This is a genomic window from Streptomyces sp. NPDC005266, from assembly GCF_040607655.1.
Classification (GTDB): domain Bacteria; phylum Actinomycetota; class Actinomycetes; order Streptomycetales; family Streptomycetaceae; genus Streptomyces.
Genome location: NZ_JBEXHC010000019.1, coordinates 1 through 21,218 on the forward strand (window position 1 = coordinate 1; position 21,218 = coordinate 21,218).

The window sequence follows — 21,218 nt, forward strand, 5'->3', positions numbered from 1 at the left end:
AGTTGTCATCTCCGTTCGCCGCCGCCGGGCGCGGGGGGGCGGCGGAGTCCCTCAGGGCAGCAGAGGGTGGGGGGGGGGGCCCCCCCCGCCCCGCCCCCCCCCCCCTCCGTGTTGTGCGCTACCGGTCGGTGATGTGCGCTACCGGTCGTTGTGGCCCAGCGGTCAGTTGTGGCCCAGCGGTCAGGAGCCGAAGGCCATCAGCAGCTTCTCGCCGCCACCGCTGAGTGCGTTGCCCGTGAGGCGGTTCGAGGCGATGTAGAAGATGCCGTTCTCGTAGGCGCGGGTGGCGGAGTAGAAGCCGTCCTCCTCGCCGCGGGTGGACTGGGGCAGCCGCAGGAGCGTCTTGGGCGTGCCGCCGCCCGGGCCGATGCTGACCACCAGGCCGGCCGTGTCGTAGGAGGGCTCCTCGTACGCGATGAGCTTCTTGCCGTCAGCGCGCAGCGGGAGCAGCATCCGGCCGTCCACCTTGACCGCCCACTTCTTCTTGCCGCTGTCGAGGTCGAAGGCGTGGATCTCGGTCATCAGGCCCGAGTCGCTGTTCTTGTTCATCTCGGTGGGCAGGTAGAAGGTGTCCGCGGAGGCCGCGACGCCCTGGCAGCCGCCCATATTGGTGCCGAAGATGTCCAGCCCGCACTGCGGCTGGTAGGACTGCTTGCCCAGATCGAGGACCGACCGCTCCTTGCCGCTCTCGGAGATCGCGAGGATGCCGCCGGACTTGCGGTCCTCGTTGCTGAGGGCGATGACGACGGGGCTCGTGGAAAAGATCTTGCTGACCTTGTAGCCCTTACGGACGGTGTAGGCCCACTTGACCTTGCCGTCGGGGGTGAACTTCTGCAGCTTGGCGCTGCCGTCGTTGCAGGAGTAGGCGCGCAGTAGCGCCTTGCCGCCCGCGAACCCGTCCACCGAGCAGGCGGGGCTCAGCTCGCCGGGGGACACTTCCTTGCCGTCCTTGACCCTGACGATGCCCGAGCCGCCGAACCAGGAGAGACCCACGAGGTCGCCGCTCTGGGCCATCCCCATGCTGTTGTAGTCGCTGCCGAAGGGGCCCGCGTCAGGGGCGTCGTGGTCCCAGAGCTTGGTGCCCTTGTTCAGGTCGATCAGGGCGAGTTGGCTGCACGAGTCCTTCCGGTTGCCCCCGTAGGCGACCACGACCTTGCCGTCCGTCTGGGAGTTGGGGGCGGCGCAGACGGCCTTGGGGAGCGAGAGCGTCCACTTCTTGCTGCCGTCGTCCTTGTACGCGATGACCTTGTCCTCGACGGCCTTGACGACGAAGCCCTTCATCACCCAGAAGCCGGGCACATCGAGACCGCGCTTGGACACCTCTGGCGCGGGGGCCTGATAGAGGACCTTCGCCTCCCCCGCCTGGCGCGCGTCATTGGGGTCGTTGTCGCCGCCGTCGCGACCGCCGCCGTTGTTGTCCTCGCCGGTTGGCGCGGAGGTCGGGGCCTGCGAGTTCTTCTTGCCCGGGGCCGTGGTCGACGAGGCCTTGGGCTTCTTGCCGTCGTCCCCGCTGCCCACCGCCGCGTACACCCCGCCGCCCGCGGCGAGCAGGACCGCCACGGCCGCGCCGATGACGAGGGCCTTCCGCTTCTTGTCCGGACCGCCGCCCCCGGGCGGCGGCGCCCCGTACGGCTGTCCCGGCGGAGTGCCGTACGGGCCACCGAAACCGGGCTGGGGGTGCGGCTGTGCGTACGGGTTCGAGGGGTCGGGCCGCGGAGGGCCAGGGACGCCGGGCGCCGTGGGCGGGCTCGGCGGGCGGACACCGGTGTCCCAGATCTGGGGCGGTGCCTGACCCGCCGGGGGCGTCGGCGGAACGGCCGGGGGTGTGGGGGGCGTTGTGGGTGCCGGTGGTGCCGCCGGAGCTGCCGGGGGTCTGGGAGGGGCAGCGGGCGGTGCGGGCGGAGCCGGGGGCGGCTCGGGCGCGCCGAAGCCACCTTGGGAGGGCTCCTGCGGTGCACCGAAACCGCCGGACGGCGGCTGGTTGGGTGGTTGGGGCGGCTGCGGCATCGGCGCTTACCTCTTACGCGGGTCCGTCGACCGTCGGCCTCCCCCCGCCATCCGGTCGGCTGGTCCCGCCGGAAAGGAGCGATTCGGTCACAGATCCCGCCGCGCAACGGCTTTCGAGCGGGGACTCTTTGTACCACCGGACGCACAAGTCCCCACCCGCGGTTGCACGGGCACGTACGGCCGCAAGGCACGGCGGATGTATCGGTCGGGCCCTGAGAGCCGGGACGGGCCTGCCCTTGCGGCGCTCATGGTGATTAGTCTTGGTGTGCGCGGAGGAGAACCTGTTCAGGGATCCCCGGCGTCACAAAAGGGGAAAGCCGAACGGTCGGACGACAGTAGCGATCGGCATCAGATCGGCCTCGCCAAGAATTTCAAGGGTGTTCGACCACACCAGGAGGCATTGTGAGCAGCGATCGGGACGAGATCCGCACGGGCGGAAACACCCCCGGCGATGATCGGTCCGACGCGGAGACCGAGCACACGGGCGAGTTCACCATCGACTACACCCCTCCCGCCTGGTACACGCAGAACGCCTCGTCGGCCTCGACGGCCTCCACGCCCTCCACGCCCTCTGCGTCGGATGCCGGTTCCGGTGCGACCGGCGCGGGCGGCGACGCGGGGGTGCCTCCCACGCCTCCGCCGCCCACCGCAAACCCGGTGTCCGCACCCGGACTTCCGGAGCCGGGCAACCTCCCGGGCGCGTGGGCGCCGCCGCCCGTGTCGCCTTCCGCCAAGCCCACAGTGGACGAACACACGGTGGACGAACCCACGGTGGACGAGACCCATGCGCAAGCCGAGGTCGAGGAGGAGGCACGGCCGAGGGAGCCTCGAGAGGAACACCCCGGCGGAATTGCCGCCGTGCCCCCTTTGCCCGACTTGGGTGCCAACCCCCCGCCGCCGCCGCCCGTGACTGACGCCTCGACGGACGACGCCGCGACCGACGACGCCGCGACGGATGACGTCACGTCGGAGAGCGTGAAGCCGGAAGAGGAGCGGGAAGCGGACGACGTCGACGAGCGTGAGGTCGCGGCACCCGCGGTTCCGGCCGACGACGACTACGCGTTGGCGCCCGCCGTACCCGTGCGGGACGACGCGGACGCTGACAGCGACGACGGAAGTGCCGGGGGCGACAGCGGCGACCTGATCAGCAACTCCACCATGCGGTTCTCCACTTCCGCACTGCGGCGCGAGATGGCCGAGCGCAGGGGCGAAGGCGGAGATGCCGGGAGCGGTCCCGAGCCCTCCGCTGCGGGCGCTTCCGATTCCGGTGCTGGTTCCGGTGCTGGTGGTTCCAGTGCTGGTGGTTCCAGTGCTGGTGGTTCCAGTGCTGGTGGTTCCGGTTCCGCGGACACGAGCGGCGATGTGCGCAGCGAAGGGACCCTGCGCTTCTCCACGGCCGCGCTGCGGCGGGAGATGGAGGAGCGGAAGAGCCAGAACCCCGAGCCATCCGGCGCCGAGCCCCAGGACGCGATTCCCACGGACGCGGCGCGGCCGAGCGCGCCCGCGCCGGAGCCGCCCGCGCCGCAGCCGCCGCTCTACGCCTCCCGTGAGAAGCCCGCCGCCGCGTGGGCTCCGCCGCCCGTTCCACAGTCCGGTCTGCCGCCGCTGCCGCCGGACTTCCAGCCTGCCGCGCCGCAGGGCGCGGACGGTGGCGCGGGCGCTCCGCCCGCACCGCAGGGCGGCGGCGCCTGGACGCCAGTTCCCGGGCAGCGCACGGACGGGCCCGGCGACGCGTCCGGTGCTCCCGGTGCGGGTGGGCCCGCGCCGTCGCAGGGCGGCTCGTGGGCGCCGCCGGCGCCCGGTACGCAGGGCCGGCCCGGTCTTGCCGCTCCGGAGCCGCAGGGCGGAGGCTACGGCTATCCGCGGCCTGGCGACGCAGCGCCCGGGGCGGTCCCCGGGCAGCCTGGTCCGGCGCCGCATCAGGGGGGCGCCGGGGCTCCCGGCGCCCGGCCTCCGGCCGCGAACGCGCCCACGCCACAGGGTGGTTACCCGCAGGGCCCGCCGAGCCCGCAGGCTCCGCAGTACGGCTACCCGCACCCCGGTGCGCCCGGGGCCAACCCGGCTCAGCCCGCGCCCGGTCCCGCCGGTCCCGGCCAGGGTCCGGTGCCCGCACAGAGTGGTTACGGGTTCCCGCAGCAGCCTGCCGGCGCTACTCCCGGCGCCCAGCCGCAGCAGCCTGCCCGGCCCGGCCCGGCCCCCGCACAGCCTGATCCAGCGCCCGCGCAGCCCGGCCCAGCAGCCGCCCAACCCGGGCCCGCAGGCCCGCAGGGCGGATACGGATTCCCGCAGCAGCCCGCCCAGCCGGGTCCTGCCGCCGCACAGCCCGGTCCTGCCGCCCAGCAGGGCGGCTACGGGTTCCCGCCCCCGCCCGCCGACGGCGCCCCGGGCTCGCAGCCCCCGCAGCAGCCCGCACACCCCGGCCCAGCCCCCGCCCAACCCGGCCCCACAGGCCCGCAGAGCGGATACGGATTCCCCCAGCAGCCCGCCCAGCCCGGCCCGGCACCGGCACAGCCCGCGCCCGCAGGCCCGCAGGGCGGATACGGATTCCCCCAGCAGCCTGACGGGACCGGGCCGCAGGGCGCGCCGTCCGCGCAGCCTGGCCAGGGGCCCGGAGCCCAGGACGGTTACGGATATCCGCAACCGGGTGCCGACGCGCCCGCGGCGCCCGCCGATCCCCGGACCGGTGGCTGGCCGACCGTGACGCCGGATCAGCGGCAGCGGGCGGCCGGTGGCGCGGGGGCTCCGCTGGGGTACACGGCCGCGATGGAGCTGTCCTCGGACCGGCTCATCCGGGGCAAGCAGAAGCCGAAGAAGAACAACGTCGGCAACTCGCGCTTCAAGCTCGGCGGCAAGAAGGAGGAGGCGGAGCGGCAGCGCAAGCTGGAGCTGATCCGTACGCCCGTGCTCTCCTGCTACCGCATCGCGGTGATCAGCCTGAAGGGCGGCGTCGGCAAGACCACGACGACCACCGCCCTCGGGGCGACCCTGGCCACCGAGCGCCAGGACAAGGTCATCGCCATCGACGCCAACCCCGACGCGGGCACGCTCGGCCGGCGGGTGCGGCGTGAGACGGGGGCGACCATCCGTGACCTGGTCACGGCGATCCCGTATCTCAACAGCTATATGGACATCCGGCGGTTCACCTCACAGGCGCCGTCCGGGCTGGAGATCCTCGCCAACGACGTGGACCCGGCGGTCTCGACGACCTTCAACGACGACGACTACCGCCGCGTCATCGACATCCTGGGCAAGCAGTACCCGATCATCCTCACCGACTCGGGCACCGGTCTGCTCTACAGCGCGATGCGCGGTGTGCTCGACCTCGCCGACCAGCTGATCATCATCTCCACCCCGTCCGTGGACGGCGCGAGCAGCGCGAGCACCACACTGGACTGGCTGTCCGCGCACGGCTACGCGGATCTGGTCTCGCGCAGTATCACGGTCATCTCCGGGGTCCGGGAGACCGGGAAGATGATCAAGGTCGATGACATCGTGTCGCACTTCGAGACCCGCTGCCGCGGGGTGATCGTCGTGCCGTTCGACGAGCATCTGTCGGCGGGCGCCGAAGTGGACCTGGACATGATGCGGCCCAAGACCCGTGAGGCGTACTTCAACCTCTCGGCCATGGTCGCGGAGGACTTCTCCCGCGCCCAGCAGGCACAGGGTCTGTGGACGGCGGGCGGTGGCGCCCAGCCGCCGCAGATGGCCCCGCCGATGCCCAGCCAGGGTCAGGGCCAGGGGCAGCAGCCCTACCCGGGACCGTACGCGCCCCAGCAGGGTCAGCCGCAGCCGCAGCCCGGATACCCGCAGCCGCAGCCCGGATATCCGCAGCAGGGCGGCCAGCCTGGGCAGCCCGGTCCCCAGCCGGGCTGGCATCAGCCACCGCAGCAGGGGCAGCAGCCGCAGCCCCAGCCGGGGCAACCGGGGCAACCGGGGCAACCGGGGCAACCGGGGCAACAGCAGGCCGCCCAGCCGGGGCAGCCCTGGCAGCAGCAGCCCCCCGCCGGGCCCCAGCAGTAGCGCGAACGCACTTCGCCCCGTCGGGCGGGATCATTCGATCACCGACCCGACGGGGCGAAGTGCTGTTCAGCTCTGTTCGGAGGTGCGTCAGCGGCCGGCGTGGTCCTCCACGAGCTCGCGCGCCCGCTTCACATCGACCGCCATGCGCTCCAGCAGCGCCTCGATCGACTCGAACTTCTCCTGGCCCCGCAGATATGTCAGGAAGTCCACCGCGACATGCAGGCCGTACAGGTCCAGTCCGACCCGGTCGATGGCGTATGCCTCCACGGTCCGCTCGGTCCCGTTGAACTGCGGGTTCGTACCGACCGAGATGGCCGCGGGCATCGCCTCGCCCTGCGCCGTCAGCCAGCCGGCGTAGACGCCGTCGGCCGGGATCGCGGTGTGTGGCGGCGTCTCCAGGTTGGCCGTCGGGAAGCCCAGCTCCCGGCCGCGCTGGGCGCCGCGCACCACCACGCCCTCGACGCGGTGCGGCCGTCCGAGGACCTCCATGGCGCCCGCGACATCGCCGTCCGCGACCAGCCTGCGCACCAGCGTGGACGAGAACGGCTCGCCGCCGCCCGCCTCACCGCGCTCGTACAGGTCGACGACCTCGACCTCGTAGTCATAGGTGGCGCCGAGCTCGCGCAGGACGGCGACGTCACCGGCGGCCTTGTGGCCGAAGCGGAAGTTGGGGCCCTCCACCACCACCCGCGCGTGGAGCCTGTCGGCCAGGACCTTCGCCACGAAGTCGCCGGGGGTCAGCCGGGAGAACTCGGCTGTGAACGGCAGGATCAGCACCGCGTCCACGCCCAGCTCCGCCATGAGCTCGGCGCGCCGGTGATGGGTGGCGAGCAGCGGCGGGTGGCTGCCGGGCCGTACGACCTCGCTCGGGTGCGGGTCGAAGGTGACCACGACCGCGGGTACGCCCAGCTCACGCGCGCGTGCCACCGTACGGCCGATGATCAGCTGGTGCCCTCGGTGCACCCCGTCGTAGGAGCCGATGGTGACGACGCTGCGTCCCCAGTCCTCGGGGATGCCCTCCAAGCCACGCCAGCGCTGCACTTTGCCCGCTCCTCGCCCGAACCTTTGTCTGTCGACTTTGCCGGTCCAAGACTGCCATGCCCTCGGGGCGCGCCGTGCATCGGTGGTCGCTCCGGGCGCCCGGCCCCGCTGTCACCTCGGCCGTCCACTGCGGTCGCCAGGGGCCCGGAAGGCGCCTCGCGCCCCCTTTCACCCCCGCGATGCTCTCAGAGCGCCCGCACGATGGGGTGAATTCGGGTCCGGCAGCGGAAAGACACCGGAAGGGGGTTGATTGGGGGGAGGGGGGTCGCAACGCACCGCAGGACGGCGCAGGCCGCCCCGCGGTGCGGAACGGCCCGCTGGGGCCGGGGATGGCGTGGCGGGGCCGCGAGGCGGCCTCACAGCCGCTGGGACGGCAGCCTCATACGAAGACGGCCTCATACGAAGACGGCCAGGCTCTTGGCCTTGCCCTTCGACTCCTCCACCAGGGCCAGAAAGCGCCCCTCCGGGCCGAAGACCGCGACCGGCCCCCGCGCGCCGGACGCCCCCTCCCCCGGCGGCATGGCGATGCGTACGCCGTTGCCCAGCAGCCGGGCCTGGTGGGCATCGACATCCCAGCGCGGGAAGGCGGCGGCCGCGGCCTCGGCGATGGGCATGATCCGGAGCGACTCCTCGAGCTGTGCCAGCGTCCGGGCGGCCTCCAGGCCGTACGGCCCGACGCGGGTCCGGCGCAGCGCCGTCAGATGGCCGCCGACGCCGAGCGCGGCGCCCAGGTCGCGCGCCAGTGCCCGGATGTACGTACCGGAGGAGCACACGACCGTGACATCCAGGTCGCGGACGGTGGTGCCGTCCTCCGCCTTTGTCTCGCGGTCCCCGTGGAGGACGAAGGACGAGACGGTCACCGGCCGCGCCGGAATCTCGAACTCCTCGCCCTCGCGGGCCCGGGTGTAGGACCGCTTGCCGTCGATCTTGATGGCGCTGACCTTGGACGGGACCTGCTGGATGTCTCCGGTCAGCTCGCCGATTCCGGCCTGGACGGCGCTGAGCTCGATCCCGGCGGCGCCGCCGGAGGAGGTGCACTCCCCCTCCGCGTCGTCGGTGACCGTGGTCTGGCCGAGCCGGATGGTGGCCTCGTACTCCTTCTCGGTCAGCGCCAGATGCCCGAGCAGCCGGGTCGCCTTCTCGACGCCGACCACGAGCACGCCGGTCGCCATCGGATCCAGCGTCCCCGCGTGGCCGACCCGCCGGGTGCCGGCGAAACGGCGCATCTTGGCGACGACGTCGTGCGAGGTGAAACCGGCGGGCTTGTCCACGATCACCAGGCCGTCCGGCGCACCGGAGCCGGCCCTGCCCTTGCGCGTCATACGTCCGAGGAGTCCTTGCCCTCGGCCCGCGGGCCCTCGGTCTCCTCGTCCTCCGCCTCCTCGCCCGGCTTGCGGTAGGGGTCGGCCTCACCGGCGTACGTGGCGCCCGAGGACGCCTCCCGCACCTGCTCGTCGGCTGCCTTGGCCTTGGCGAGCAGATCGTCGATGGTGCGGGCGTTGTCCGGCAGGGCGTCGGGGACGAACGTCAGGGTCGGGGTGAAGCGCACCCCGGTCTGCCGTCCGACCTCCGACCGCAGCACGCCCTTCGCGCTCTCCAGGGCCGCGGCCGAGGCCGCCCGCTCCTCGTCGTCGCCGAAGACCGTGTAGAAGACGGTCGCCTCCCGCAGATCACCGGTGATCCGGGTGTCGGTGATGGTCACATAGCCCAGCCGCGGGTCCTTGATCCGCCGCTGCAGGGTCTCCGCGACCACGACCCGGATGCGGTCCGCCAGCTTGCGTGCCCGCGCGGTGTCGCTCATGCGTCTTCTTCTCTCTTCTTCGCTTCAGTCATCGATGGTCGGGGACGGTCGTATACCCGTCGCTCCCCGGCCTTCATTCATCATCGCCGCCGTGGAACCGCCGTCGCACCGACAGCAGCTCCACCTCCGGCCGCGCCGCGACCAGCCGCTCGCAGCGATCGAGCACCTCCGTGAGATGGCCCGCGTCCCCGGAGACCATCGCCAGGCCGATCTCGGCCCTGCGATAGAGATCCTGGTCTCCGACCTCCGCCACGCTCACCGCGAATTTGCGGTGCAGTTCGGCGACGATCGGGCGGACGACGGAGCGCTTCTCCTTCAACGACCGTACGTCGCCAAGGAGCAGGTCAAAGGACAACGTCCCTACATACATGCGGTCCGGGTCTAGCCACCCGTGGGGCCTTGAGTGTGCGGGCTTCTCGCACCGTACACGCAACGGCCGGGGCCGATCGACGGAATTCTCCGCCGACCGGCCCCGGATGACAGCCCGCGCGTCAGCCGCGCGGCTTCTCGCGCATCTCGTACGTCGCGATGACGTCGTCGACCTTGATGTCGTTGAAGTTTCCGAGGTTGATACCGCCCTCGAAGCCTTCGCGAATCTCGGTGACGTCGTCCTTGAAGCGACGCAGGCCCTCGATGTTGAGGTTTTCCGCGATGACCTTGCCGTCGCGGACGAGGCGGGCCTTGGTGTTCCGCTTGACCTCGCCGGAGCGGATGAGCACACCCGCGATGTTGCCCAGCTTGGACGAGCGGAAGACCTCGCGGATCTCCGCCGTGCCCAGCTCGACCTCTTCGTACTCCGGCTTGAGCATGCCCTTGAGGGCCGCCTCGATCTCCTCGATCACCTGGTAGATGACCGAGTAGTAGCGGACGTCCACGCCCTCGCGCTCGGCCATCTGCGTGGCACGCCCGTCGGCGCGCACGTTGAAGCCGATGACGATGGCGTCGGAGCCGGTCGCCAGGTCGATGTCGGTCTCGGTGACCGCACCCACACCGCGGTGCAGGATGCGCAGGTCGACCTCTTCGCCGACGTCGAGCTGGAGCAGGGAGGACTCGAGGGCCTCCACCGAACCGGACGCGTCGCCCTTGATGATGAGGTTGAGCTGCTGCACCTGACCGGCCTTGAGCACCTTGTCCAGGTCCTCCAGGGAAACCCGGCGGGTGCGCTTGGCGAAGGCCGCGTTGCGCTCGCGCGCCGCGCGCTTCTCGGCGATCTGGCGGGCGGTGCGGTCCTCGTCGACGACGAGGAAGTTGTCGCCCGCGCCCGGCACGTTGGTCAGACCGAGCACCAGGACCGGGGTGGCCGGACCGGCCTCCTCCAGCGCATTGCCGTTGTCGTCGAGCATCGCCCGGACGCGGCCGTAGGCGTCGCCCGCGACCATCGTGTCGCCGACCCGCAGGGTGCCGCGCTGGACCAGCACGGTGGCCACGGCGCCGCGGCCGCGGTCCAGGTGCGCCTCGATCGCGATGCCCTGCGCGTCCTGCTCCGCGTTGGCGCGCAGGTCGAGCGAGGCGTCCGCGGTGAGGACCACGGCCTCCAGCAGGCTGTCGATGTGCAGACCCTGCTTGGCGGAGATGTCGACGAACATGGTGTCGCCGCCGTACTCCTCGGCCACCAGGCCGTACTCGGTCAGCTGACCGCGCACCTTGGTCGGGTCCGCGCCCTCGACGTCGATCTTGTTGACCGCGACCACGATCGGCACGTCGGCCGCCTTGGCGTGGTTCAGCGCCTCGATCGTCTGGGGCATCACACCGTCGTTGGCCGCCACCACGAGGATCGCGATGTCGGTCGACTTGGCACCACGGGCACGCATGGCGGTGAACGCCTCGTGACCCGGGGTGTCAATGAAGGTGATCTTGCGCTCTTCCTCGTTGACCTCGGTCGAGACCTGGTAGGCACCGATGTGCTGGGTGATGCCACCGGCCTCGCCCGCGACGACGTTGGTCTTGCGGATCGCGTCCAGCAGCCGGGTCTTACCGTGGTCGACGTGACCCATGACGGTCACGACCGGCGGACGGGAGACGAGCATCTCCTCGCCGCCCTCGTTCTCGCCGAACTCGATGTCGAAGGACTCGAGAAGCTCGCGGTCCTCCTCCTCCGGGCTGACGATCTCGACGACGTAGTTCATCTCGTCGGCGAGCAGCTGCAGCGTCTCGTCGGAGACCGACTGGGTCGCGGTGACCATCTCGCCGAGGTTGAGCATCACGGCGACCAGCGACGCCGGGTTGGCGTTGATCTTCTCCGCGAAGTCGGTGAGCGAGGCACCCCGCGACAGCCGGACCGTCTGGCCGTTGCCGCGCGGCAGCATCACGCCGCCGACGGACGGGGCCTGCATGGCCTCGTACTCCTGGCGCCTCTGCCGCTTCGACTTACGGCCACGACGCGCCGGACCACCGGGACGGCCGAACGCACCCTGCGTACCACCACGGCCACCGGGACCACCCGGACGACCGCCGAAGCCGGGACGGCCACCGCCGCCACCGAAGCCGCCACCGCCGCCGGGACCACCCGGACGACCGGCGAAACCGCCGCCACCGGGACGACCGCCGCCGCCACCGGGACGACCGGCGAAGCCACCGCCACCGGGACGACCGCCGCCGCCGCCGGGACGACCGGCACCGCCGGGACCGCGACCGCCGCCGCCACCGGGGCCCGGACGCGGGCCGGCAGCCGGACGCTGCGGCATCATGCCCGGGTTCGGACGCGGACCACCGGGGCCGCCGCCCGGACGCGGGCCGCCACCCTGGGCGCCCTGCGGACGGGGCATCTGGCCCGGAGTGGGACGGGGACCGCCGGGACCGCCCTGGCCACGGCCGCCACCGGGACCGCCCTGGCCCTGCGGACGCGGGCCGGGGCCACCCTGGCCGCCGGGACGCGGGGCGCCGCCGGGCCGGGGCGCCTGCGGGCGCGCCATGCCGGTGGAGCCACCGGAGGTGAAGGGGTTGTTCCCCGGACGGGGACCGGCCGGACGGGCGCCGCCCGGACGCGGACCGCGCTCCTGACCCGGACGCGAGGCGCCGGAACGGCCGCCCTGACCGCCCTGGTCACGGCCCTGGCCCTGACCCGGGCCACCCGGACGGGCGCCGGGGCGCGGACCGGGCGTGGCACCCGGCTTGGCCGGGGCGCCCGGCTTGGCCGCCGCGGGCTTGGGACCCGGAGTGGCCGGCGGGGCGGTGAACTCGGGCTGCGCCGGAGCCGCGGGCGCGGCCGGAGCCGGCTTGGGGCCGGGGGCCGGGGGCCGGGCGGCGGGCGTGGGACGCGGACCCGGGGTGGGCGCCGCGGACGGCATGCTGCGCGGGCCCTCGGCGACGGCCGGCTTGGGGCCGGGCGTCGGGGGCTTGGGGGCAGCGGGACGGGCCGCCGACGCCGGACCGGGCGTCGGAGGCTTGGCAGGCGCCTTACGCGGCGCCGAAGGCTTACCGGCGGCGCGGCCGGAGCCGTTGCCACCCTGGAAAGCGTCAGTCAACTTGCGCACAACCGGCGCCTCGATGGTCGAGGACGCCGACCGTACGAATTCACCGAGTTCTTGGAGCTTGGCCATGACGACCTTGCTCTCAACTCCGAACTCCTTGGCGAGTTCGTATACCCGGACCTTAGCCACTTCGCTCCTTTTAGGTCCGGGTTCCCGCCGGACCGTCGCTACTTCATGGGCGTACTCATCGCGTACTCATCGAGTGCTCATCGCAATCTCGACCTACTTCCGACTCGCGAGGTACCTGACCGCACGGTGTCCCGTGCCGTTCTTCCAACTACTTACGGTGTTGCCTGCTCACTCTGCTCGACAAACCGGCGCAGCGCCGTGGTGTCGATCGCCCCCGGCCCCCTGAAGGCCCGGGAGAATGCCCGGCGGCGGACCGCCAGGTCGAGGCAGACCGGTGTGAGGTGCAGATAAGCACCCCGACCGGGCAGCGTACCGCGCCGATCGGGGACACACACACCCTCGACCGCCACGATGCGCAGCAGATCGTTCTTGGCCGCCCGATCCCGGCATCCCACACAGGTTCTCTCAGGGCAGGCACGAGCTCGCGTGCGGCCAGACACTACGTAAGTCTACCTCCCTGCGCCGACCTCACCCCCTGGGGGGAGTGATCGAACAGTCACACGTTTTCGGCTGGATCCCGGGTGATCGCGGCGTGAATCAGCCTTGATCACCGGGCTGTTCGGTGTCCGGCCGGATATCGATCCGCCAGCCGGTCAGCCGCGCCGCGAGGCGGGCGTTCTGCCCCTCCTTGCCGATGGCGAGGGACAGCTGGTAGTCCGGCACGGTGACGCGCGCCGAGCGCGCCGCCAGATCCACCACCTCGACCTTGCTCACCCGGGCGGGGGACAGCGCGTTCGCCACCAGCTCAGCGGGGTCGTCCGACCAGTCGACGATGTCGATCTTCTCGCCGTGCAGCTCGGCCATCACGCTGCGCACCCGGCCGCCCATCGGGCCGATGCACGCGCCCTTCGGGTTCAGGCCCGAACGGGTGGACCGGACGGCGATCTTGGTGCGGTGGCCCGCCTCACGGGCGATCGCCGCGATCTCCACCGAGCCGTCCGCGATCTCCGGGACCTCGAGCGCGAAGAGCTTCTTCACGAGATTGGGATGCGTACGCGAAAGGGTCACCGAGGGCCCGCGCACGCCCTTGACCACTCGTACGACGTACGTACGCAGCCGGGTGCCATGGGCGTAGTCCTCGCCCGGGACCTGCTCCTGCACCGGCAGGATCGCCTCGAGCCGGCCGATGTCCACCAGCACGTTCTTCGGGTCCTTGCCCTGCTGGACGACGCCCGCGACCACATCGCCCTCACGCCCCGCGTACTCGCCGAAGGTGATCTCCTCCTCGGCGTCCCGCAGCCGCTGCAGGATGACCTGCTTGGCGGTCATCGCGGCGATCCGGCCGAAGCCGGAGGGGGTGTCGTCGAACTCCCTGGGCTCCTCGCCCTCCGCCAGGTCGTCGGCCTCCTCGCGCGCCCACACGGTCACATGACCGGTGTTGCGGTCCAGCTCCACGCGGGCCCGGCGGCGGCTTCCCTCGGTGCGGTGGTAAGCGATGAGGAGAGCCGACTCGATCGCCTCGACCAGCAGGTCGAACGAGATCTCCTTCTCCCGCACCAGACCCCGCAGGGCACTCATGTCGATGTCCATGGCTACGCCTCCTCCTGGCTCTCGTCGCCCTCGCCCTTGTCCGCGGGCTTGCGGTTGAACTCGATCTCCACCCGGGCCTTGGAGATCTCCGGGAAGGCCAGCCGCCTGGCGGTGGGCTTGCGCCCCTTCACGCCGGGCACCTCCACATCGAGCCCCTCGTCGTCCACGGCGACGATCCGGGCGACCAGCTCCTCGCCCTCCGCGAGCTTCGCGCGCATCAGACGGCCGGTGGCCCGGCGGTAGTGGCGCGGCTCGGTCAGGGGGCGCTCGGCGCCGGGAGAGGTGACCTCGAGGACGTACGGGGTCTGGCCCATCGCGTCCGTGTCGTCGAGCGTCTGGGAGATCGCCCGGCTCAGCTCGGCACACGCGTCCAGCTGCACACCGTCATCGGAATCCACGACGACCCGAAGCACACGCCGCCGGCCGGCGGGTGTCACCTCGACCTCTTCCAGATCCAGCTCTCGGGCGCTGGCGAGCGGTTCCAGCAGTCCGCGCAGCCTCTCGCTCTGGGTGGTGCTCATCCGGGTGACTCCTCGGCCGCGTGTGCTGTTGTGGGAAGGTCGCGTGTCAGCTCAAAGCCTATCTGTTCCGGCGCCGGGCTGACGATTCGGTGGCCGCTGCCGGGCAGAAGGGCTCGGCGCGGGTACGCTCCCCTGCTGTGATCACTACCGGCGGCCGGGAGCTGCCGCAGCCCGGAAAGAGGAACGTGTCGATCACGAATCCCCCACCTCTCCCCCTGTCCGCGTCCGCCACGCCCGCCGCCGCGGCACCACGCCGGCGGAGTCTGCTGCTGGGCGGCGGGGCACTGGGGGCCGTCGCGCTGCTGAGCGGCTGCTCCGACGGCTCCGAGCCCCGGCCCACCGGCGCGGACGGTGACGCGGCCGCCGCCGCGAAGCTGCGCGCGCGGGGCGTACGGGACTCCGTCGCGCTCCTCGCGCGCTACGACGCGACCGCGAAAGCCCACCCCTCCCTCGCGAAGCGACTTGCGCCTCTGCGGGAGGAAACAGCCCGGCACGCCGCCGTATTTCGCGGTGAGGGCCGGGCCGGAGCCTCCTCCGCGGCCCGATCGCCCTCACCCTCCCGGTCCGCTTCGGCTCCCGCCACCCCGGGCGGGGGCGGGACCGGGGTACGGCCGCCCGAGGTGCCCGAGGACGAGAAGAAGGCGCTCGCCGCCCTCGCCCAGGCCGAGCGCCACACCGCCGGCACCCGCACAGCCGCGCTCGCCACCGCGCCGCCCGAGCTCGCCCGGCTGCTGGCCTCCGTGGCGGCCGGCGGCGCCGCCCACGTATACCTCCTCACGCGGCGCGACACCGGCTCATGACCATCGGGAAGGGGAACTGACATGGCCAACCGGGCCGCGGCGCTCAGGGCCGCCCAGGCGGCGCTCGCCGCCGAACACGCCGCCGTCTACGGATACGGCGTCGTCGGCGGGCGGATCGGCGACGACCGGCTCGCGGAGGCCCGCGAGGGATACGCCGCGCACCGCGCCCGCCGGGACGACCTCGTACGCACCGTGCGCGGCCTCGGCGGTACGCCCCAGAGCGCGGCCCCGGCCTACGCGCTGCCCTTCGCGGTGCCGGACGCGCCCGCCGCGGTACGGCTCGCCGCGGAGCTGGAGAACCGCGTCGCCGCCGTCTACGCCGATCTCGTACGGGCCTCGGACGGGTCCCTGCGCCGGCAGGCGGCGGGCGCGCTGCGCGAGGCGGCGGTCCGGGCGGTGCGCTGGCGAGGCGGCGGCGTAGCCTTCCCTGGGCTCACCGAATTCGCCGCCCCCGCCGCGCCGACCGCGTCGGCGAGCGGCGGGTCGGACGCGCTGTGACATGCGGGCGAAGCGCTTGAGAGATGACGTCGACACAGCTGATGATCTTGATGAAGGGGGCGGCTCGGGAATGGCATCGGCACCGCGGTCAGGCGCCGGGGGCACGGCCCCCGTCCAACCGCCGAAGCGGCTGCTGGACGCGCTGAGCGACGACCCGGCCGGCCCCGTCCGCGACTGGCTGGACGCCCTCCCCGAGGCGGTCGCGCGGCAGCTGGACGACTGGGAACTCACCCTGGAGCGGGTGCCGACCCCGGGCGGTCTGAGCAGCCTCGTCGTCCTCGTACGGCAGGCGGACGGCACCCCGGCCGCACTGAAGTTCCCCGTCCCGGGGCCCGGCGCGGAGCATGAGCGTGCGGCCCTCGAGCACTGGCACGGCTGGGGCGCGGCCCGCCTGCTGCGCGCCGACCCGCACACCGGTGCGCTGCTGCTCGAACGGCTCCAGAGCGCGGTGTCGCTGCGCTCCCTGCCCGAGGCCAAGGCGCTGCTGGAGGCCGCGGGCACGGTACGGCGGCTCTGGGTGCCACCGCCCGAGGGGCACCCCTTCCCCACGGTCGCGGAGCGTACGGAGGAGGAGCGCGAGGTCCTGCGGATGCTCGCCACCGGGGCATGGGCCGCCCTCGCGCGCCCGCTGGTGGACGAGGCACTGGAGCTGCGGGAGGCCCTGCCCGCCGACGCGCCCGAACAGGTGCTGCTGCACGGCGACTTCCGGCAGGGCAAGGTGCTCGCGGGCGAGCGCGCGCCGTGGCTCGCGGTGGGCCCCGACCCGGTGGTGGGTGAGCGCGCCTACGACTTGGCGCGGCTGGTGCTCGACCGCTTCGAGGACCTGGCCGCCGGCTCCGGCCCGGCCGCGGCCACCCGGCGCCGGATCACCAAGCTGGCCGACTCCCTCGAGGTCGACCGCGACCGGCTACGGGGCTGGGCGCTGTGTCGCGCGGTCGAGGCGGGCCTGCGCCGCGCGGCCGCCGCGGACCGGCGCCGGGCCGAGCTGCTCCTGGAATTCGCGGGCTGGCTGTAGCCGGGGCGCCTGCGGGCCACCCCGTCCGGGGCTCCGGCCCGGCCCGGACGCCCGTCGGGGTCCGCCAGGGGAGCGCCCGTTGCCCCGCCGCCGGCTCTGCCCCGGAGCCCCACACGCCCCTCGGCCTCACTTCTGGACCCGGGGGCGGTTCCCGCTTCGGATACTCCGCCGGGAGCCCCGGACGCGGCGCGGGACCGTTCGGGACCCGACCCCCCGACCCCGTGGCGGGGCAGGGCCCTGGTACCGCTTGGGCGCGCGACCACCACCGGCTGCGAGGCCCGCCCCACTACGAGGCCTCGAGGCGGCGCGCCACGCCCGGGAGAGGGCCGTGCGGCACGGCCCAACACGGTCGCGCAGCGCCTTCGGGACCCGGGGGCAGTTCCCGCTTCGGACACTCCGCCCGGAGCCCCGGACACGGCGCGGGACCCTTCGGGACCCGACCCCCCGACCCCGTGGCGGGGCAGGGCCCTGGTACCGCTCGGGCGCGCGACCACCACCGGCCGCGGGGCCCGCCCCACTACGAGGCCTCGAGGCAGGCGCGCCACGCCCGGGAGAGGGCCGTGCGGCACGGCCCAACACGGTCGCGCGGCGCCTTCGGGACGGTAGTGCCGGTCAACGAGCCTGTCTCTCGGGCCCCGGGCCCCAGCGCGGCGCCGAAGCAACGCGCCGGCCCGGGTGGCCTCGCCGACTCGGCTGCCGGGCCGCGCGTCGTCGCTCGCCTGACCTCGCGCGACGCGGGGCTCGCCGGGCGGGGCCCGTCGGAGCACGGCACAGCACGCCCCCGTCCGCAGTGGCGGACGGGGGCGGCCCGCTCTCTCAGCCACGGCCCCTGCCTGCCAGCGCGCAGCGCGGGCACGGGGCAGCGCGGGCACGGGGCAGCGCGGGCAGCGCGAGGCAGGCGGGGGGCCGGGCAGGCGCGGGGCCGGGCAGGCGCGGGGCCGGGCAGGCGCGGGGCCGGGCAGGCGCGGGGCCGGGCAGGCGCCGCCTGATGGCGGCGCCTCCGGTGAACCCCGCCGTCAGGCGGTGAGGCGGGAGATCGCCTCGTCGATGGTGAGGTCCTCGCGGGCGCCCGTGCGGCGGTCCTTCAGTTCCACGAGGCCGTCCTTGGCGCCGCGGCCGGCGACCAGGATGGTCGGGACGCCGATGAGCTCGGCGTCGGTGAACTTCACGCCCGGGGAGACGCTGGTGCGGTCGTCGACCATGACGCGGACGCCCGCCGAGCCCAGCTTCTCGGCGATGTCGAGAGCCAGCTCGGTCTGGAGGGCCTTGCCGGCCGCGACGATGTGGACGTCGGCCGGGGCGACCTCGCGGGGCCAGCAGAGGCCGGACTCGTCGTGGGTCTGCTCGGCGAGGGCGGCGACGGCGCGGGAGACGCCGATGCCGTAGGAGCCCATGGTCACCCGCACCGGCTTGCCGTTCTGGCCGAGGACGTCGAGCTGGAAGGCGTCGGCGTACTTGCGGCCGAGCTGGAAGATGTGGCCGATCTCGATGGCCCGGTCGAGCTCGATGCCGGCGCCGCAGCGGGGGCAGGGGTCGCCCGGCTGGACCACCACGACGTCCAGGTACTCGTCGACCTCGAAGTCACGGCCGCAGACGACGTTGCGGGCGTGGGTGTCGGGCTTGTTGGCGCCGGTCACCCAGGCGGTGCCGGGGGCGACGCGCGGGTCGGCGATGTAGCGGAAGGACTTGCCCGCCAGGCCCTGCGGGCCGACGTAGCCGCGCACCAGATCGGGGCGGCCCTCGAAGTCCTCGGCGGTGACGAGCTCGACGACGGCGGGGGAAAGGTGCTCACCGAGCTTGCCGAGGTCGACCTCGCGGTCGCCGGGGACGCCCACCGCGGTGATCTCGCCGTCGACCTTGACCAGGAGGTTCTTCAGGGTGGCCGAGGCCGGGACGCCCAGGTGCTCGGCGAGGGTCTCGATGGTGGGGGTGTCGGGGGTGTCCAGCTCTTCGAGGGTGCCGTGGTCGGCGCCCTCGACGGGCGGGACGGTGACCGTGACCGCTTCGGTGTTCGCGGCGTAGGCGCAGCTCGGGCAGGAGACGAAGGTGTCCTCGCCGGCCGCCGCGGGGGCCAGGAACTCCTCGGAGGCCGAGCCGCCCATCGCGCCGGAGACCGCGGAGACGATGCGGTAGTCGAGGCCGAGGCGCTCGAAGATCCGCTGGTACGCCTCCCGGTGCAGCCGGTAGGACTCGGCCAGGCCCTCGTCTGTGGTGTCGAAGGAGTACGAGTCCTTCATCTGGAACTCACGGCCGCGCAGCACGCCCGAGCGCGGACGGGCCTCGTCCCGGTACTTGGTCTGGATCTGGTAGAGCATGACCGGCAGGTCCTTGTAGGACGTGCACTGGTCCTTGACCGTCTGGGTGAAGATCTCCTCGTGGGTCGGGCCGAGGAGGTAGTCGGCGCCCTTGCGGTCCTTGATCCGGAAGAGCAGGTCGCCGTACTCGTCCCAGCGGCCGGACACCTCGTAGGGCTCGCGGGGCAGCAGCGCGGGGAGCAGGACCTCCTGGGCGCCGATGGCGTCCATCTCCTCGCGGACGATCCGCGAGACGTTCTCCAGGACCTTCTTGCCGACCGGCAGCCAGGCCCAGATGCCCGCGGCGGCGCGGCGGACGTAGCCGGCCCGGACGAGCAGCTTGTGGCTGGCGGTCTCGGCGTCCGCCGGGTCTTCGCGCAGCGTCTTCAGCATCATCGTGGACATGCGCTGGACGTTGACGGCGTGGGCCATGGGGTCTCTCCTGCGTGCGATGGGATGCTCAGGAGGTTAGCCGCCAGGGCCGGTAACCCGGAAATGCGTTACCCCGCGCATCCGTCCGCACCCCGCCCGCCATGGGCCTCAGCGGTGCAGCGGCAGCGGGGCGCCCATGACGGCGTACGGGCTCGGGGCGCTCGGGAAGAGCACCGGGCGGGCGAGGTCGCGATAGCCCAGCGACCGGTAGAGACAGCGCGCCGGGCTGTCGGTGTCGATGGCGGAGAGGATCGAGCGCGGCTCGTCGGCGCCGTCGGTGATGGCGGTGATCAGGCGTCGGCCGATGCCTCGGTTCTGGTACCCGGGGTGGACGTGCAGCTCGGTGATGACGAAGGAGTCGTCCAGCCAGTCCTCGCACCCGGCCGCGCGCAGATACGGCTGGACGACGGTGGACCACCAGTGCGTACGGTCGTTGGGCATGCCGTAGACGAAGCCGACCAGCCGCCCGGACGGGGTGGTCGCGCCGAGTGCGCGGGCGCCGGGGCTGGTGAGATGGCGCAGCACGATATGGCGCCGTACGCCGATCTCCTCGTCCGTCAGCCCGAAGGCGACGGCTTGGACGGCGAGGGCGTCGTCCACGCGCGCGGCGAGGTCGAGCGGTCCGACGACGACGCCTTCGGGTTCGGGTTCCGGGGGCGTCCCCCCAGGGAGATGCGGCATGGGCGGCACCCTACTGGCACCCTCTCGCGATCAGAACAGCACGCTCATGAAGGCGCCGACCTCCTGGAAGCCGACGCGGCGGTAGGAGGCGCGGGCGGCGGTGTTGAAGTCGTTGACGTAGAGGCTGACCACGGGGGCGACCTCGTGCAGGGCGTAGTTCAGGACGGCCGCCATGCCGGTCTCGGACAGGCCCCGGCCACGGTATTCGGGGGCGACCCAGACACCCTGGATCTGGCAGGCGCGCGGGGTGGCCGCGCCGATCTCGGCCTTGAAGACCACGCGGCCGTTCTCGACGCGGGCGAAGGAGCGCCCGGCGGCGACGAGCTCCGCGACGCGCGCCTGGTAGAGCAGTCCGCCGTCGCCGGCGAGCGGGGAGACGCCGACCTCCTCGGTGAACATCGCCACACAGGCCGGCATGATCACGTCCAGCTCTTCCTTGCGGACGCGGCGCACCAGCGGGTCGGGCGGGACGTCGGTGGGCATCGTGGTGGTCACCATCAGCGGCTGATGGGCCCTGACCTCACGGGCCGGGCCCCAGCTCGGCTCCAGCAGCGACCACAGCTCGGCGGTGGTCTCGGCGGGGCCGACGATCGAGGAGCAGCGGCGGCCGCCGCGGCGGGCGCGCTCGGCGAAGCCGCGGACGGCCTCGGGTGTGGCGCAGATGGGGACCAGATTGGCTCCGGCGTAGCAGAGCGACTCAAGCCGTCCGCCGGCGTACCAGCCCCACATCTCGCCGCCGAGCCGCCACGGGTCCAGGCCGGCGACCTGGACGCGCGCGGTGACGAAGGCGTTGGACACGGGGTCGCGGTTGAGGACCGCGAGGGCCGAGTCGAGCTCGTCGGGCTCGAGGACCCTGGTGGTGGACGTCGTCAGCACGTGTCGGTTTGCCTCACCGGTTGCCGGCCTGGGGCCTGGAGTGGATTCTCCGCACTTTACCCCGCAGGCCCGCCCGAGCCACCTACCGCGTATACGGCCCGCG

16 protein-coding genes are annotated in these 21,218 nt (G+C 73.0%); 4 read left to right on the forward strand and 12 right to left on the reverse strand.

Going from position 1 to position 21,218, the window contains the following annotated elements:
- Positions 1–180: 180 nt before the first annotated feature.
- Positions 181–1,560: a PQQ-binding-like beta-propeller repeat protein gene (locus ABZU99_RS26725; RefSeq protein ID WP_355954997.1), complete on the reverse strand. Its 1,380-nt coding sequence runs from the start codon at positions 1,558–1,560 to the stop codon at positions 181–183.
- Between the two features lie 849 nt (positions 1,561–2,409).
- Between ABZU99_RS26725 and ABZU99_RS26730 the strand changes: the two genes are divergently transcribed.
- Complete coding sequence (locus ABZU99_RS26730; RefSeq protein WP_356047135.1) at positions 2,410–6,027, forward strand: SCO5717 family growth-regulating ATPase; 3,618 nt, start codon at positions 2,410–2,412, stop codon at positions 6,025–6,027.
- Positions 6,028–6,114: 87 nt separating this feature from the next.
- Here ABZU99_RS26730 and ABZU99_RS26735 read toward each other — a convergent pair whose 3' ends face one another.
- From ABZU99_RS26735 to rimP, 8 genes are all read right to left on the reverse strand, one after another.
- Entirely contained in the window at positions 6,115–7,068 is a 954-nt protein-coding gene (locus ABZU99_RS26735) for a bifunctional riboflavin kinase/FAD synthetase (RefSeq protein ID WP_356047133.1), read from the reverse strand.
- Between the two features lie 395 nt (positions 7,069–7,463).
- Positions 7,464–8,390: a tRNA pseudouridine(55) synthase TruB gene (truB, locus tag ABZU99_RS26740; RefSeq protein WP_355954988.1), complete on the reverse strand. Its 927-nt coding sequence runs from the start codon at positions 8,388–8,390 to the stop codon at positions 7,464–7,466.
- The gene (rbfA, locus tag ABZU99_RS26745; protein ID WP_355954985.1) at positions 8,387–8,869 is read right to left on the reverse strand and encodes a 30S ribosome-binding factor RbfA; all 483 of its coding nucleotides are present in this window, start codon (positions 8,867–8,869) and stop codon (positions 8,387–8,389) included. Before rbfA ends, truB begins: the two co-directional genes overlap by 4 nt.
- Before the next feature lie 73 nt (positions 8,870–8,942).
- Positions 8,943–9,239 (reverse strand): DUF503 domain-containing protein, encoded by a 297-nt coding sequence (locus ABZU99_RS26750; RefSeq protein ID WP_355954982.1) that lies wholly within the window; start codon positions 9,237–9,239, stop codon positions 8,943–8,945.
- Positions 9,240–9,360: 121 nt separating this feature from the next.
- Positions 9,361–12,468 (reverse strand): translation initiation factor IF-2, encoded by a 3,108-nt coding sequence (gene infB / locus ABZU99_RS26755; protein WP_356047130.1) that lies wholly within the window; start codon positions 12,466–12,468, stop codon positions 9,361–9,363.
- A gap of 152 nt (positions 12,469–12,620) precedes the next feature.
- Positions 12,621–12,908, reverse strand: a complete 288-nt coding sequence (locus tag ABZU99_RS26760; protein ID WP_355954976.1) for a YlxR family protein — start codon at positions 12,906–12,908, stop codon at positions 12,621–12,623.
- 97 nt (positions 12,909–13,005) lie between these two features.
- Entirely contained in the window at positions 13,006–13,998 is a 993-nt protein-coding gene (gene nusA, locus ABZU99_RS26765; protein ID WP_355954973.1) for a transcription termination factor NusA, read from the reverse strand.
- Between the two features lie 2 nt (positions 13,999–14,000).
- Positions 14,001–14,519, reverse strand: a complete 519-nt coding sequence (gene rimP, locus ABZU99_RS26770; RefSeq protein ID WP_355954970.1) for a ribosome maturation factor RimP — start codon at positions 14,517–14,519, stop codon at positions 14,001–14,003.
- Positions 14,520–14,656: 137 nt separating this feature from the next.
- Between rimP and ABZU99_RS26775 the strand changes: the two genes are divergently transcribed.
- The 3 genes from ABZU99_RS26775 to ABZU99_RS26785 all read left to right on the forward strand — a co-directional run bounded on the left by ABZU99_RS26775 (position 14,657) and on the right by ABZU99_RS26785 (position 16,832).
- Positions 14,657–15,319: a hypothetical protein gene (locus ABZU99_RS26775; RefSeq protein ID WP_356047127.1), complete on the forward strand. Its 663-nt coding sequence runs from the start codon at positions 14,657–14,659 to the stop codon at positions 15,317–15,319.
- A 21-nt stretch (positions 15,320–15,340) separates the two neighbouring features.
- On the forward strand, positions 15,341–15,817 hold the full coding sequence (locus ABZU99_RS26780) for a ferritin-like domain-containing protein (protein WP_355954964.1): 477 nt from the start codon (positions 15,341–15,343) through the stop codon (positions 15,815–15,817).
- A 70-nt stretch (positions 15,818–15,887) separates the two neighbouring features.
- Positions 15,888–16,832 carry an aminoglycoside phosphotransferase family protein gene (locus ABZU99_RS26785; RefSeq protein WP_355954962.1) on the forward strand — a complete coding sequence of 315 codons (945 nt, stop codon included), beginning with the start codon at positions 15,888–15,890 and terminating at the stop codon, positions 16,830–16,832.
- 1,016 nt (positions 16,833–17,848) lie between these two features.
- Here ABZU99_RS26785 and ABZU99_RS26790 read toward each other — a convergent pair.
- The 3 genes from ABZU99_RS26790 to ABZU99_RS26800 all read right to left on the reverse strand — a co-directional run bounded on the left by ABZU99_RS26790 (position 17,849) and on the right by ABZU99_RS26800 (position 21,115).
- Positions 17,849–19,558, reverse strand: a complete 1,710-nt coding sequence (locus tag ABZU99_RS26790; protein ID WP_356047125.1) for a proline--tRNA ligase — start codon at positions 19,556–19,558, stop codon at positions 17,849–17,851.
- A gap of 108 nt (positions 19,559–19,666) precedes the next feature.
- Positions 19,667–20,239: a GNAT family N-acetyltransferase gene (locus ABZU99_RS26795; protein WP_355948218.1), complete on the reverse strand. Its 573-nt coding sequence runs from the start codon at positions 20,237–20,239 to the stop codon at positions 19,667–19,669.
- A 30-nt stretch (positions 20,240–20,269) separates the two neighbouring features.
- Positions 20,270–21,115: a GNAT family N-acetyltransferase gene (locus ABZU99_RS26800; protein WP_355948216.1), complete on the reverse strand. Its 846-nt coding sequence runs from the start codon at positions 21,113–21,115 to the stop codon at positions 20,270–20,272.
- Between the last annotated feature and the right edge of the window lie 103 nt (positions 21,116–21,218).